The 14,366-nt window shown below is 69.1% G+C and carries 13 protein-coding genes, 1 pseudogene and 1 riboswitch; of the genes and pseudogenes, 3 read left to right on the top strand and 11 right to left on the bottom strand.

Annotated elements, in window-relative coordinates:
* The 4 genes from AWZ10_RS20165 to AWZ10_RS20150 form a co-directional block, all read right to left on the bottom strand.
* Positions 1-648, bottom strand: a 648-nt coding sequence (locus AWZ10_RS20165) for a coiled-coil domain-containing protein (RefSeq protein ID WP_425264501.1), incomplete at its 3' end; no start/stop codon positions are given.
* 313 nt (positions 649-961) lie between these two features.
* On the bottom strand, positions 962-1,996 hold the full coding sequence (locus AWZ10_RS20160) for a C40 family peptidase (protein ID WP_063776325.1): 1,035 nt from the start codon (positions 1,994-1,996) through the stop codon (positions 962-964).
* A gap of 261 nt (positions 1,997-2,257) precedes the next feature.
* Positions 2,258-3,601: an NYN domain-containing protein gene (locus tag AWZ10_RS20155; RefSeq protein ID WP_046703882.1), complete on the bottom strand. Its 1,344-nt coding sequence runs from the start codon at positions 3,599-3,601 to the stop codon at positions 2,258-2,260.
* Positions 3,602-3,635: 34 nt separating this feature from the next.
* On the bottom strand, positions 3,636-3,875 hold the full coding sequence (locus tag AWZ10_RS20150) for a hypothetical protein (RefSeq protein ID WP_037693477.1): 240 nt from the start codon (positions 3,873-3,875) through the stop codon (positions 3,636-3,638).
* A gap of 199 nt (positions 3,876-4,074) precedes the next feature.
* Between AWZ10_RS20150 and AWZ10_RS20145 the strand changes: the two genes are divergently transcribed.
* Both AWZ10_RS20145 and AWZ10_RS47870 read left to right on the top strand, forming a co-directional pair.
* On the top strand, positions 4,075-4,830 hold the full coding sequence (locus tag AWZ10_RS20145; protein ID WP_046703886.1) for a rhomboid family intramembrane serine protease: 756 nt from the start codon (positions 4,075-4,077) through the stop codon (positions 4,828-4,830).
* Positions 4,827-5,108 (top strand): Lrp/AsnC family transcriptional regulator, encoded by a 282-nt coding sequence (locus tag AWZ10_RS47870; RefSeq protein WP_046703883.1) that lies wholly within the window; start codon positions 4,827-4,829, stop codon positions 5,106-5,108. The genes AWZ10_RS20145 and AWZ10_RS47870 overlap by 4 nt, the downstream gene beginning before the upstream one ends.
* 15 nt (positions 5,109-5,123) lie before the next feature.
* Here AWZ10_RS47870 and AWZ10_RS20140 read toward each other — a convergent pair.
* From AWZ10_RS20140 to ctaE, 6 genes and pseudogenes are all read right to left on the bottom strand, one after another.
* Positions 5,124-6,479: pseudogene (locus tag AWZ10_RS20140) on the bottom strand (aminotransferase class V-fold PLP-dependent enzyme); the annotation flags it as partial.
* 160 nt (positions 6,480-6,639) lie between these two features.
* Positions 6,640-6,756: riboswitch (SAM riboswitch) on the bottom strand.
* 162 nt (positions 6,757-6,918) lie between these two features.
* Positions 6,919-7,983, bottom strand: a complete 1,065-nt coding sequence (gene trpD / locus AWZ10_RS20135; RefSeq protein ID WP_060891737.1) for an anthranilate phosphoribosyltransferase — start codon at positions 7,981-7,983, stop codon at positions 6,919-6,921.
* A gap of 154 nt (positions 7,984-8,137) precedes the next feature.
* Positions 8,138-9,778 (bottom strand): cytochrome bc1 complex cytochrome b subunit, encoded by a 1,641-nt coding sequence (qcrB, locus tag AWZ10_RS20130; RefSeq protein WP_046703083.1) that lies wholly within the window; start codon positions 9,776-9,778, stop codon positions 8,138-8,140.
* A complete protein-coding gene (qcrA, locus tag AWZ10_RS20125; RefSeq protein ID WP_046703084.1) occupies positions 9,775-10,830 on the bottom strand; it encodes a cytochrome bc1 complex Rieske iron-sulfur subunit in 1,056 nt (351 codons plus the stop codon). Before qcrA ends, qcrB begins: the two co-directional genes overlap by 4 nt.
* Positions 10,827-11,636 (bottom strand): cytochrome bc1 complex diheme cytochrome c subunit, encoded by an 810-nt coding sequence (gene qcrC / locus AWZ10_RS20120; protein WP_060891736.1) that lies wholly within the window; start codon positions 11,634-11,636, stop codon positions 10,827-10,829. Before qcrC ends, qcrA begins: the two co-directional genes overlap by 4 nt.
* Positions 11,637-11,734: 98 nt before the next feature.
* Positions 11,735-12,355 carry an aa3-type cytochrome oxidase subunit III gene (gene ctaE / locus AWZ10_RS20115; RefSeq protein WP_046703086.1) on the bottom strand — a complete coding sequence of 207 codons (621 nt, stop codon included), beginning with the start codon at positions 12,353-12,355 and terminating at the stop codon, positions 11,735-11,737.
* A gap of 166 nt (positions 12,356-12,521) precedes the next feature.
* On the opposite strand from ctaE, the gene AWZ10_RS20110 reads away from it, so the two are divergent.
* Positions 12,522-12,923, top strand: coding sequence for a response regulator (locus AWZ10_RS20110; protein ID WP_037693494.1), 402 nt, complete (start codon positions 12,522-12,524; stop codon positions 12,921-12,923).
* 20 nt (positions 12,924-12,943) lie between these two features.
* On the opposite strand, the gene AWZ10_RS20105 is transcribed toward AWZ10_RS20110, so the two are convergent.
* Positions 12,944-14,290, bottom strand: coding sequence for a L,D-transpeptidase (locus AWZ10_RS20105; protein WP_234361217.1), 1,347 nt, complete (start codon positions 14,288-14,290; stop codon positions 12,944-12,946).
* Positions 14,291-14,366: the final 76 nt, after the last annotated feature.

Genomic DNA, 14,366 nt, shown 5'->3' with positions numbered 1-14,366 from the left:
CATGTCGGTCCGGCCGGAGCGGGAGGCGCGGTCGTACGCGGCGCGCTCCTCGTCCGGGAGGGAGTCGAGGAGCCGCCGGGCCGCCGCGAGCTTCCCCTCGACGGCCCGCTTGTGCTGGGCGACGGCCTTGCGGTTCTTCTCCAGCTCGGCGAGCTTGGCACTGGCCTCCGCGCGGTTCTGGGAGAGGTCGCGCATGGCGTGCCGGAGGTCGTGGAGTTCGCCCGCCTGGTGGGCGTTGATGCGGTCCAGGGCGGCGGCCGTGTCGAGGTAGTCGTCCGGGTCGTCGGAGAACAGCAGGGCGATCGACGGGTCGAGGGCTCCGGAGCGGTACTGGGCACCGGCGAGCGAACCCAGCGACTCCCGCATGACGTTGATGCGGTCCTGCTGCCGGGCGATGGAGTCCTGCGCGGTGCCGACCTGCTCGCGCAGTTCGTCGGCGCGCTCGTCGGCCTTGTTGTAGGCCTCGGTGGCCCGCTCGGCCTCCTCGTACAACCGGTCCACCTCGGCCCGGGTGTTGTCGTGCGGCGCGGCGGCGGCCGACTGGACGGGGATGGCGCCGAGGGCGGCGGCCGCGGCGGACAGCACACCGAGGGCGGCGGCCGCGCCCCGGTCGAACCCGGACGGTACAAGGCGACTGTGGGACACCACGGGAAGCCGCACTCCCTTCGACGACGGACAGGGCCTTCCCCCGGGGCCGAGGGCGGCCCCGGGGGAGGGGCACGCTCACAGCGGGTGAGGGAAACGCGGCCGACAGTAGCCGCGCGACCGTGTCCGAGCCAAAGACCTCCGCGGCCACACAGCGTGACGTCAGGCCTGGGGCCCAGGTCACCAGCGGGGGAAGGGGTCAGCACGAGGTGCGGAAATTCGCCCGTTCGGGCGGCACTGTGTCCTGATCTTGAAGAAAAACAGGGCTGATCGTCACATGGTGTGACGATCAGCCCTGTTCAAGCCGGCGCGGGTGTCAGCCGATACGGACACCGAACTGGAAACTGCCGATGGTGCTCATCGACTCGTAGCGGACGACCTTGCCCGGGTACGGGGCGTGGATGACGGTGCCGTTGCCCGCGTAGAGGCCGACGTGTCCCAGGTCGTTGAAGAAGACGAGGTCGCCCGGCATGAGTTCACCGCGGCCGATCCGGGTGCCGTCGTTCGCCTGCGTGTACGTGGTCCGGGTGATCGACACACCGGCCTGGGCGTAGGCCCACTGGGTCAGTCCGGAGCAGTCGTAGGAGTTGGGGCCACTGCCACCGGAGACGTACGGCTTGCCGACCTGGGTGCCGGCGGCGGCGAGGGCGGCGGCGCCACGATCGGAGGCCGGCGCCTCGTTGCCCAGCTCGACGCGGTCCCCGGCGTCGCGGCTGGCGCGGGTCTCCTGCTCGTCCAGATCGGCCTTCTCCTCGGCCGTCAGGGTGTTGAGGAGTTTGTTCGCCGCGGCCAGCTTGCTCTGGACTTCCTTCTTCTTCTTGGCCAGGGTCTCGCGGGTGTCCGCGAGGTCCGCCAGCTTCTCCGTGGCCTCCTGGCGCTGCTGCGCGAGGGTGCGCTGCTTCTCCTGGACCTTCTTCAGCGACTCGACCTGCTGACTGGTCAGCTGGTCGAGCGTGGCGGCCTTGTCCAGGTAGTCGTCCGGGTCGGCGGAGAGGAAGAGCTGGATCGAGGAGTCGATGCCGCCCGAGCGGTACTGGGCGCTGGCCGCCAGGCCTATGCCCTCACGCAGCTCGTTGAGGTCTTCCTGACCCTTGGCGACGTTGTCCTGGATCGCGGAGATCTCCTTCTCGAGCTTCTCCTGCTTCTCCTCGGCCCCGTTGAGCTTGTCGGTGGCCCGCCCGGCGTCCTCGTAGAGCTTGTGGACCTTGGCCTTGACCTCGTCCTTGCTCGGCTTCTCGGCAGGCGCGGCATTGGCGGCCTGCGAGGTCAGGGCCACGGCAGCGGCGGCGGCGGTCGTGAGCACGGTCACACGCGCACGGCTCGGCTGCTTCGGTCGACGGTGGGACGCCACGGTAGGTGAACTCCTTCATGTGAGCGACCGGCCGGCGAGGACTCCGGCGATACGATCACCCGTTCAGAGGTTTGAGCCCAGACCCTAGTGACCCAATGGTGATCACTTCAAATCCCCCACAGGAAAAATCCCGTCCCACGGCGCACAATTTACACTGAACACACATCCAGTAACGCCCGGTTGACGCTACGTTGCCCAACAGTTCCGTCAATTCGGGCATAGCACCCGTTCGTTGCTGTTGGGGCGGACGGTATCGAAGGCTCAGGAAAGCCGCTTGAGGAGCACCGCGGACGCAACCGGGCGGGCCCCCGCCTTGGCGATCCCGTCGGCCACCTCGCGGTCGGTGGAGGCGACGATGACCGGCCGGCCGGGCGGCTCGGCGCGCACCAGCTGGCGGATCAACTCGTCGGCGGTGACACCCGGCTTGGAGAACAGCACCCGCACCCCGCGCGGCGGCGCGAGCAGCACCGGCGCGGCCAGCTCGGCACCGTCGAAGACGCAGGTGACCTCGGCGCCGGTCTGCGCGGCGAGCTGGGAGAGCTGCCCGAGGAGCCGCAGCCGCTGCTTCTCCAGCGGCATCTGCGGATAGCCGGTCTTGGTGACGTTGTAGCCGTCGACGACGAGATGCGCCTGCGGCAGCGCCAGCAACTGGTCCAGGATCGCCGGGTCGTTCTCCGACAGCGCGCGGGTGGCGATGTCCTTCGGGGTCATCCGCCCCGGTTCGACCGCGTCGACGGTCTCGGCGGGCCGCACGGAGACCGGCGGCAGCGCCAGCTCCCGCCGCAGCCCCTGGGCCGCGTCCAGCACGGTGTCCAGCAGCAGCCGTACGCGCATGTCCTCGACGCTGCGGCCCTCGCGGGCGGCCCGCCTGGTGGCCTCCAGGGCCGCCTCCGCCTCACCGAGCCGGGCCTTGAGCCGCCGGCTCTCGCTCTCAGCGGCGGACACCTGGGCATGCGACTCGGAACGTACGGTCTCCATCTCGGCGTGCAGCTTGCGCAGGGCGGCCTCGCCGCGCTTGACGTCACTGAGGGCGGCCCGGAGCTTGCGGTGCATCGAGTCGGCCTCCTTCTTCGCCGACTCCAGCTCCGCACGCAGCCGTTCCGTCTCGGCCTTCGTGTGGCCGCGGGCCTCGGCGAGCCGTTCGCGCAGCCGCTCCAGCTCGGCCCGGCTCTCCTCGTCGGCCCGCTCGGCGTACGCCCGCAGGGCCTCCTCACCGGCGGCGGCGACCAGCTTCACCCAGCCCGTGGGGCGCAGCACATAGGCCGCGGCGGCCACGTCCAGCGGATCCGCGGCCGGGGGCGGGGCGCCCGTGTCGAGGGCGTCGGCCAGCTCCGGGTGGGCCTCCCGGAACCGCTCCGAGATCCGCTGTCTGAAAAGCGTGTCGCTCTCCAGGGCGGCCGCCATCGCGTTCCCTGCGAACTTCACCCGACGGGTCGGGGTGAACCGGGCATACTGCCTCAGCTGTGCGGGCAGTTCGGCGACGGTCAGTCCGCCGAAGCCGTCGGAGACGATCTGTACGACCCGTCTGCGCACGCCCTCGGGCAGCGGACGGTCGAGCACCTCAGCGGCGCCGTCGCCCGGCCCCCCGCCTGCGCTCTCCACCATCCGTCACCCCAATGTCTGTGCGGAGCCCGCTCCCTCAGGAGCCGGCACCCGGCCTGTCCACGAGTTCCACCTGGTCCACGGCGTTGCACCAGCGGCAGCGCACCGACTCGATGGTCTCACTGACCACGTCACGCTCCTCGACCTTGGGCTGCCCGGCGAGGTCGAGGTGAACGTACTCGACGACCTTCGACGAGCGGGTCACGTCGAACCGCGTGAGGTTGCCACAGAGCGTGCAGCGCCAGCGGGTCGTGTCCGTCGGCAGGGGAACCGTCATCGTGGCTGCTCTTCCTTCTTCCAGTCTCGGTGAAGCGCCGGCGTCCCGGTGCTTATGGCTCGTAACCCTACGGCCTGACCGGTACTGGACGCCCGTTCGCCTGCGGCGTCGGCGCCGATTGGCTCCGGCGGCGAGGCCGGGCGTGACCGGCGGCGAGGCGGTCTGTGCCGGTGAGTCCTGTTACGTCATGCTCTGTTCCATGATCGGCAAGTGGAGCACCGCGGCCGCCCGGGCCGTACGAAACGAGTCGGCGCCGGTGACGTACGGGCTGATCGCCGTCTGCTGTGCGATCTTCCTGATCGGACCGGCCGCGGGCCTCAACCCCGTGTACGGCACCGGGGACGAACTGCTCGCCGCGCAGCGGGCGTACTTCCGCCGCTGGGGCGTCGTCCCCGCCGAACTCTTCGAGGGCACCCCGCGCGCCGCGCTCACCCCCCTCACCGCGCTGTTCGTCCACGGCAGCTGGCTGCACCTCCTGGGCAACATGCTCTTCCTCTTCGTCTTCGGGGCGATGGCCGAGGAACGCATGGGCCAGGTGGCGTTCGCCCTCTTCTACGTGGGCTGCGGCTACCTCGCACTGGTGGCGTACGCGGCGGCGCACGCCGGGTCGCCGCAGTCGCTGGTCGGCGCGTCGGGGGCGATCTCCGCGGTCCTCGGCGCCTTCCTCTTCCTGTTCCCCGGAGCGCGGGTGACGAGCCTCCTGCCGTTCCTCTTCTTTCTCCCGCTGCGGTTTCCGGCGTGGGTGACCCTGCCGTTCTGGGTGAGCCTGCAGTGGCTGGCCGCCGGGCGGCAGACCTCGGGGCCCGGCGTCGCCTATCTGGCGCATCTGGTGGGGTTCGGACTGGGGTTCGCCTACGCGTGGGGGCGTTATGGGCGTAGGGCTAGAGTGAAAGCGCCAGCGGACGCCTCAGAGAACGTCCCTGCTCCGGCCCCCGAGGGAGAGAAACAGCCGTGATCACCGCGATCGTGCTCATCAAGACCAGCGTGGACCGGATCCCGGAGATCGCGGAGTCGATCGCCGCGATCGAATCCGTGACCGAGGTGTTCTCCGTGACCGGTACGTACGATCTGGTCGCCATGGTCCGGGTGAAGCAGCACGAGGACCTCGCGGACGTGATCCCCGGCCGTATCAGCAAGATTCCGGGGGTTCTCGGGACGGACACGCACGTCGCGTTCCGGGCCTACTCGCAGCACGACCTGGAGGCCGCGTTCGCCATCGGCCTGGACGGCTAGCAATCGCACGGCCGGTGCGGGGACGCAACGACCGTCCTCCGTGCGGTAGTTCCACTGCGCGCCATTGCGCACGAGCTCCTTCACCGCTCCCACGAACCGCTCCACGTGCTCGTCGGGGGTGCCCGTGCCGAAGCTCACCCGGATCGCGTTGAGGGACCGCTCGCCGGGCGCGGCCTCGGGGGCGCCGCACTCGCCCTGGGTCTGTGGGTCGCTGCCGAGGAGGGTGCGGACGAGGGGGTGGGCGCAGAAGAGGCCGTCGCGCACACCGATGCCGTACTCGGCTGAGAGGGCGGCGGCGAAGTGGGAGCTGTTCCAGCCCTCGACGACGAAGGAGAGGACGCCGACGCGCGGGGCGTCGTCCCCGAAGAGGGAGAGGATGCGCACCTCGGGCACCTCGGCGAGCCCGGCCCGTACGGCGTCGATCAGATACCGCTCACGGGCGACCAGCGTGTCGAACCCTGCCTCGGTGAGGGCCTTGCACGCGGAGGCGATGGAGTAGGCACCGATGACGTTCGGCGAGCCGGCCTCGTGGCGGGCGGCGCTCTCGTGCCACTCCACGTCCACTCCCCCGTCCGTACGCCGGGTCACCTTGCGGCTGGCGCCGCCGCCCGCGAGGTACGGGGCGGCCTCGCGCAGCCAGTCGGCGCGCCCGGCGAGCACGCCGGACCCGAACGGCGCGTACAGCTTGTGCCCCGAGAAGGCGACCCAGTCCACGTCCAGCTCCCTCACGGAGACGGGGTGGTGGGGCGCGAGCTGGGCCGCGTCGAGCACGATCCGCGCGCCGTGCGCGTGCGCGGTGGCGGCCAGCTCACGTACCGGCCAGATCTCCCCGGTGACGTTGGAGGCACCGGTGACGCACACCAGCGCCGGCCCGTACGGGTCACGGCCGGCCAGCGCGGTCTCCAGGGTGGCCACGGCCTCCTGGTGCGTACGCGGCGCGTCCAGGTACGTGACCCGCGCGTTCCGCCAGGGCAGCAACGAGGCGTGGTGCTCGGTCTCGAAGACGAAGACCTGGCAGTCGGCGGGGAGTGCCTGGGCCAGCAGGTTCAGGGAGTCCGTCGTCGAGCGGGTGAAGACCAGTTGGTCGTCGGCCCGGCAGTCGAGGAACTCCGCGACGGTGGTGCGGGCGTTCTCGAAGAGGTCGGTCGACAGCTGGGAGAGGTAGCCGGCGCCGCGGTGGACGCTGCCGTAGTAGGGCGCGTACGCCGCCACGTCGTCCCACACGCGCTGCAGGGCCGGGGCGCTGGCGGCGTAGTCGAGGGCGGCGTAGGTGACCTCCCCGCCGGTGACGAGCGGGACGGTGACATCCCGGCCGAGAACGGGCAGCGGGGCACAAACAGAACGGTCGGCGGCAACGGTGGAGACAGACATGGGGAACTCCCGTGAGAGGCATGCCGAAGCAAGGCATGCGGAAGAAGGAAAGAAGGGTGCGCGGAGGCGGGGCTCGGCAGCCCTATCGCATTCGCTTGCTCACGGAAGACTCCCTCGAACGACCAGGACCCCTGGTGTATCCACTCAGAAGAGTGCGAGGGGTCCGCGCTTGCCGTAGACCTCGTTGCCTACGACCTGGTCTTCACCCGGGGCACCCCGCCACGGACGGAGGGTTGCCGGACAGTCGGCCGGGGCCTTGTGACTGTCACTCATGACCTGCCGAAAAACGTACGTGAAGTGATCGCAGCGCCGCAACTTCTGTCCGGATGGCGGGATGCGCCTCATAGCGCGGGGGTTCGGGGCTGCATGGGGTGGTGCGGGTGGGTGGGGGCCGGTCGCGAGTTCCCCGCGCGACCAGCCCCCTCCGGACCCGCAGCCGCTACGCGTTGGTCGCCGCGACCCACCGCTCGAGAGCCCGCCGCGCCGCCCCGGAGTCGATCGACTCCGCCGCCTTCGCCATCCCGCCGCGCAGTTGCTCCGCCAGCGACCCGGAGGTCGGCTCCAGAGCAACCAACGCCGCCGCCGAGTTCAGGAGAACCGCGTCCCGCACCGGCCCCGTCTCCCCACCCAGCAACCGCCGCGCGACATCCGCGTTGTACGACGCGTCGGCCCCGCGCAACGCCTCCACCGGCACCAGCTCCAGGCCCACGTCGCGCGGATCGAAGGCCTCCTCGGTGACCTTGCCGTCCCTCACGACCCACACCCGTGACGTGGCCGTGGTCGTCAGCTCGTCGAGCCCGTCGTCGCCCCGGAAGACCAGTGAGGAGTTGCCGCGCTCGGCGAAGACGCCGGCCATGATGGGTGCCATCCGCGGATCGGCGACACCGACCGCCTGGGCGCGCACCTTCGCCGGGTTGGCCAGCGGCCCCAACGCGTTGAAGACGGTCCGGATGCCCAACTGCCCGCGCGCGGCGGCCACATGACGCAGCGCCGGATGGAACTTCACCGCGAAGCAGAAGGTGATCCCGGCCTCCTCGGCGACCTCGGCCACCCGCTTCGGCGTCAGCTCCAGATTGACGCCCAGCTTCTCCAGCACGTCGGACGCCCCGGACGCCGACGACGCGGCCCGGTTGCCGTGCTTGACGACCTTCGCGCCCGCACCGGCGACGACGATCGACGACATCGTGGAGATGTTGACCGTCTTGGCGCCGTCCCCACCCGTACCGACGATATCGACGGTCCTGCCCGCCACCTCGATCACATTGGCGTGCTCGTACAGCGCCTCGACGAGACCGGTGATCTCGTCGACGGTCTCCCCCTTGGCCCGCAGCGCCACCACGAACCCGGCGATCTGCGCGTCCGTCGCCTCGCCGCGCATGATCTGGTCCATCGCCCAGAACGTGGCGCCGGCGTCCTGGTCGTGCCCGGACAGCAGCGCGTTCAGCACCGCGGGCCAGGAACGGCCCGCCGCGGTGTCGCCTCCAGCGGGGGTCACAGCGCTCATAGCCGCTCCTGGGTGTCGTAGCCGCAGGCAGGGAATGCCACGCGGACCGTGAAATCACTGATGCGCCCACCCTATCCAGGTGGGAGCACGGCGCAGGGCCCCCGTCCGAAGATCGGACGGGGGCCCTGCGACCGTGGTGTGGCGAGCGAAGCGATCAGTGGTGGCCGTGGCCGCTCGTGATCTCCTTGTACTCCTCGACGGTGGGCTTGGCGATCTGGCTGTCCTCGCCGTAGTAGCCCTTGCTCAGCTTGGCGCGGAGCTTCGCGAGGCGTGTGATCTTGCGGGCGACACCGTTCTCGTCGACCGCGGCACCGATCTCGGCCGGCGCGTACTGCTCGTGCGCCGTGAGCGTGTGCAGCTGCTCCTGGCTGAGCGGCTCGTGGACCTCGATGAACTCACCGTGCGGCAGGCGCTTGATGATGCCGGTCTCGCGACCGTGCAGGACCTTGTCCTTGTCCCGGCGCTGCAGGCCGAGGCAGATGCGCTTGGTGATGACGAACGCGACGACCGGGGCCACGAAGAACGCGATCCGGACGAACCAGGTGATCGAGTTGATGGACAGGTGGAAGTGGGTCGCCCAGAGGTCGTTTCCACCACCGATCAGCAGGACCATGTACCAGGTGATCCACGCGACACCGAAGGCCGTACGGGTCGGGGCGTTGCGCGGGCGGTCCAGGATGTGGTGCTCGCGCTTGTCGCCGGTGACCCAGGACTCGATGAACGGGTAGACCGCGATCGCGACCAGGACCAGCGGGAAGATGATCAGCGGGATGAACACGCCCAGGACGAGCGTGTGGCCCCAGAAGTTGATCTCCCAGCCCGGCATGACACGGATCAGACCCTCGGAGAAGCCCATGTACCAGTCGGGCTGGGCGCCGGTGGACACCTGGTCCGGCCGGTAGGGGCCCATGGTCCAGATCGGGTTGATCGTGGCGATCGCCGAGATGACCGCGATGACACCGAAGACCAGGAAGAAGAAGCCTCCGGCCTTCGCCATGTACACCGGGAGCAGCGGCATGCCGACGACGTTGTTGTTCGTCTTTCCGGGGCCCGCGTACTGCGTGTGCTTGTGGTAGAAGACCAGGATCAGGTGCGCCACCACCAGGCCGAGCATGATGCCCGGCAGCAGCAGGATGTGGACCGAGTAGAAGCGGGCCACGAAGTCGCCGCCCGGGAACTCTCCGCCGAAGAGGAAGAACGACAGGTACGTGCCGACGATCGGCACGGACAGGACCGCGCCCTCCATGAAGCGGACACCGGTGCCGGAGAGCAGGTCGTCCGGGAGCGAGTAACCGGTGAAGCCGGTGAACATGCCGAGGACGAACAGCAGGAAGCCGAACAGCCAGTTGACCTCACGCGGCTTGCGGAACGCGCCCGTGAAGAACACGCGCATCATGTGCACGAACATGCCGGCGAGGAAGATCAGCGCCGCCCAGTGGTGGATCTGCCGGATCAGCAGACCACCGCGCACCTCGAAGGAGATGTGCATGGTCGAGTTGAACGCCTCGGACATCAGCTGGCCCTGCAGCGGGACGTAGCTGCCGTGGTACTCCACCTCGTTCATCGACGGGTGGAAGAACAGCGTCAGGTACACACCCGTGAGGATGATGATGATGAAGCTGTACAGGCAGATCTCGCCCAGCATGAACGACCAGTGGTCGGGGAAGATCTTGCGCATGTTGGCCTTGGCCAGGGAGTAGATCCCGAGCCGGCCGTCGGCCCAGTCGGCGACGCGCTCGCCGGCCGGTGCCTTCTCGCGCTTGTCGCGCGCATCGGTGCTGGTCGTAGTACTCATCCGCGCTCCCAGAAGGCAGGACCGACGGGCTCTTCGAAGTCGCTGACCGCTTCGAGGTAGCCGTCTTCACCGACGGTGATCCTCAGCTGCGGCAGGGCGTGACCCGCGGGGCCGAAGATGACCCGGCCGCCGTCGGCGAGGTCGAAGGTGGACTGGTGGCAGGGGCAGAGCACGTGGTGCGTCTGCTGCTCGTACAGGGAGATCGGGCAGCCCACGTGGGTGCAGATCTTCGAGTACGCGACGATGCCCTCGTACGACCACTCCAGCTCGCGCTTGTCCTTGATGTCGTCCGGCTGGATCCGGACGATCATCAGGGCGTCCTTGGCGATGTTCTTCTGGAAGTCGTGGTCGTGCTCGTCCAGGCCGTCCGGCATGGCGAAGGTCAGCGACCCGACCGCGACGTCCGAGGGACGCAGCGGCTCGTTGGTGTTCATGTTGACGAGCTTCTTGCCCTTGGCCCAGGTGGTGTGCCGCAGCTTGGTGCCGGGCGCCGGACCGAGGCCGCCCAGCAGCATCACACCGGAGAGCGGGAACAGGGACAGCGCGCCGAACATCGTGTTGCGGATCAGCTTGCGACGGCCGAGCGCGGACTCCTTGGCGCCGTCCGCGAAGTCGGCCAGGACCTTGGCCTTGACCTCGGGCGAGGCCTGGATCGGGTGACGCTCGTCGGCGATCTCCACGTCCGACATCAGCGTGCGGGCCCAGTGGACCGCGCCCGCGCCGATGCAGAACAGCGACACGCCCAGCGTCATGCCCAGCGCGAAGTTCAGCGCGCTGATGTGACCGATCGGGAAGACGTAGATCGACCTCTCGACGTCGATCGCCAGGTACGAGGCGATGAAGGCGACGGTGGCCAGCATCGACACCGTGAACAACAGGGCGACCGTGCGCTCGGACCGCTTCGCGGCCCGCTCGTCGATGTCCTGGACACGATGCTCGTGGGGCGGAAGGCCGGGGTCCGCGAAGGGGTTCTTCTCGTCCGCGACCTTGACCGCGCCGTGCGCGTCCTGCTCGATGGGCAGGTTCTCTTCTGGAATCTCTTGGCTACTCATGACTTCTTGGCCTTTGCGGTCCGAGCGGCGACCCAGACGGCGACGGCGATCAGTGCGCCGAGCCCGAACACCCAGCCGAAGAGACCTTCGCTGACCGGGCCGAGTCCGCCGAGGCTGAGGCCACCGGGCTCCACGGTGTCGTCGCTGTTGACCGCGTCGAGGTACGCGATGATGTCCTTCTTGTTCTCCTCCGACAGCGTGGTGTCGGGGAAGGACGGCATGTTCTGCGGGCCGGTCTCCATGGCCTCGTAGATGTGCTTCGGGTCGACACCCTCAAGGTCCGGCGCGTACTTGCCCTCGGACAGCGCACCGCCCTTGCCGGTGAAGTTGTGGCACTGCGCGCAGTTGGTGCGGAAGAGTTCGCCGCCCTCGGCGATGTCCGCACCCTCGGGGTCGTACGCGTTCTCGCTCGGGATCTCCGGGCCGGCGCCCAGGGAGGCGATGTACGCCGCGAGCTGGTCGATCTCGGCCTGCGAGTAGACGACCGGCTTCTTCGGGATCTGCGCGCCCGGCTGCTGGGCCGGCATACGGCCGGTGCCGACCTGGAAGTCGACGGCTGCCGCGCCCACACCCACCAGAGGCGGACCGTCGGTGGTGCCCTGACCGCCGGTGCCGTGGCAGCTGGCGCAGCCTACGGCGTAGAGCTTCTTGCCCTCCTCGATGGTGAGGGTCTGGGCGGTTTCATCGGCCTGCGCCTTTTCCGCGGGGGCGAAGGCGGTGTACAGCCCCGCGCAGGCCGCCAGCGCGATGAATAGGACGACGACCGCCGCCAGCGGATGGCGTCGTCGTGCGGAGAGCTTTTTCACGGATTACCCCGGTGTCAGGATCTTCTGCGTCGGTGCTTCTGGAAGGGTCGTTCTCGGTGCGCGGCAGGCGTACGGTCCGCCCGGCCCGGCCGCCCGATCTACTTGATCATGTAGATCGTGGCGAAGAGGCCGATCCAGACGACATCGACGAAGTGCCAGTAGTAGGACACGACGATGGCCGCGGTCGCCTGTTCGTGGGTGAACCTCTTGGCCGCGTAGGTGCGTCCGAGGACCAGCAGGAAGGCGATGAGACCGCCCGTCACGTGCAGGCCGTGGAAGCCGGTGGTCAGGTAGAACACCGAGCCGTACGGGTCGGACGAGAGCGACAGGCCCTCGTGCTTGACCAGCTCGGTGTACTCGAAGACCTGACCGCCGATGAAGACCGCACCCATCACGAACGTGACGATGAACCACATCCGGAGCTTCTTCACGTCCCCGCGCTCGGCGGCGAACACGCCGAGCTGGCAGGTGAGGGAGGAGAGCACCAGGATCGTGGTGTTGGTCGCCGAGAACGGGAAGTTCAGGGTGCCGGCCTTCTCGGCCCAGAAGTCCGGACCGGTCACCGATCGCAGGGTGAAGTACATCGCGAAGAGGGCCGCGAAGAACATCAGCTCGGAACTCAACCAGATGATGGTTCCGACGCTGGTGAGGTTCGGCCGGTTGACCGACGGGTGCGCGTGCCCGGTTTCTACTGTCGTTGCTGTCGCCACGACCGACATTATGTCGGTCGCTTATCCCGCCCTCACTCCCGGGGGTGCCGTTCGGAGTGTTGCTCCCCTCCGTACCGGTGCTGACGTGGTGTTCGAGGGAGTAGCATCCGCGCATCGGGCCCTGTCCGTCTTGTTGTGCGTACGACGTCTGAGTCTTCTGCGTAACGGAGGAACAATGCAGCCGACCGCCACGGTGCTGGTCTACAGCGACGACTCCGGCACCCGGGAGCAGGTGCGGTTGGCCTCCGGCCGACGACCTGCCGCCGACGTGCCGCAGGTCGAGTTCTTGGAGTGCGCCACTCCGGCCGCCGTCATCAAGGAGCTGGACAAGGGCGGGATCGATGTCTGTGTGCTCGATGGTGAGGCCGCGCCCATGGGAGGCATGGGGGTGTGTCGCCAGATCAAGGACGAGATCTTCGAGTGCCCGCCCGCTCTGGTGCTGATCGGGCGGCCGCAGGACGCGTGGCTCGCGACCTGGAGCCGGGCGGACGCGGCGGTGACGCTGCCGGTGGAGCCGGTCGAGTTCGCGGCGGCGCTGGCTTCGCTGCTCCGGAGGAAGCAGGCGTTGAGCGCCTAGCCCCCTGAGGGGGCACGGCCTCACACCGACTCTGGTCGCAGGCGGGCCTGTACCTGGGGGCCAGGTACTTCCTCCGTGCCACCGACCAGGGCGCTGCCCTCGCGCCAGTTCTTCCAGTCGAGGTTCCAGTCGCCGTAGCCGTTGCCGAACGGGGCCATGGTGTCGCCGGCCGAGTTGACGACCTGGACGATGTCACCCTCGTTGATGGTTTCGTAGAACCACTGGGCGTTGCCGGAACTCATGCCGGTGCAGCCGTGGCTGACGTTCGCGTACCCCTGGGAGCCGGTCGACCAGGGGGCCGCGTGGACGTACTCGCCGCTGTTGGTGACCCTGACGGAGTGGTGGACGGTCAGGTCGTAGAAGTCCGACGCACCTATGCTGGCGCTGGTCATGCGAACGGTACCTTCCTTGGCCAGGACGACCTTGACGCCGTTGCGGGTGTCGTAGCCGGGCCTGCCGGTGGTGACCGGTATCTCCTTGATGACCTGGTCGTTCTTGTAGACGGTCATCTGGTGCGACGAGGCGTCCGTGACGGCGACTATCTTCGCGCCGGTGGTCAGCTCGATGGGGTCGGCCTTCCCGCCCCAGAGCCGGTCGCCGATCTTGAGGCCCTCCAGGTTGCTGTGCACCCGGATGGTGGCCTCGGCGGGCCAGTACTCCTTGGGGCGGTAGTGGAGCTTCTTGTCGTCCACCCAGTGCCAGGCGCCTTCCGCGGCGGGGGTGGAGTCCACCTTGAGGGCACGTTCGACGACGGACCGGGCGGCCTTGTCCTTCACCGGCCGGCTCAGTTCGGCGGTGACGGGCTGGCCGACGCCGTACCTGCCCTCCTCGGGGCCGAAGGTGACATCGAGGCGCTTCTTGGTGAGGGGGCGGCCGGTGTCGAAGGCGCGGGTCTCCCGGCCGGGGGCGCCGTCCTCGTCCTCGGTGCTCACCCGGACCGTGTAGCGGGCGTTGGCGGCGAGCGGTGAGGTGGAGTGCCAGCGGCCTCCGTCGGCGGAGAGTTCGCCCGCCACGTACCGTCCTGCGGCGTCCACGGCGGTGACGTCGGTGATGCGTCCGTCGTCCTTGGCGGTGACTTCCAGCGGCTTGTCCGGGTCGGCCTTCTCGCCTTCCCCGGTGGGCGTGCTGAAGGTGACCTGGTCTGCGGCGTCGTACGGCCTGCCCGAGAGCGGGTGGCCACCGGAACCGCAGGCGGTGACGCCCGCTCCCAGGGAGACCACCAGCAGGGTGCAGCCGACGACCGTGCGGTTACGGCGTGGGCGCGCCGGTATCGAGAGGCTGTGAGGGAGCGCGGAGGCCGAAGGGTCGAGCACGGTCGGGCTCTCGACACCGGCTGTGGCGCCCCTGAAAGGTTCTGAAGTGCTCATGGGTTCAACCTAGGAACGCGCGTCGGGCGTGGCGCGCCGGGTGACCCGACCGAGCTACGTACGGCGTGGCAAAAGG

This window comes from Streptomyces europaeiscabiei, assembly GCF_001550375.1.
Taxonomy (GTDB): Bacteria; Actinomycetota; Actinomycetes; order Streptomycetales; family Streptomycetaceae; genus Streptomyces; species Streptomyces europaeiscabiei.
This window is presented reverse-complemented; position numbering and strand designations above follow the sequence as displayed.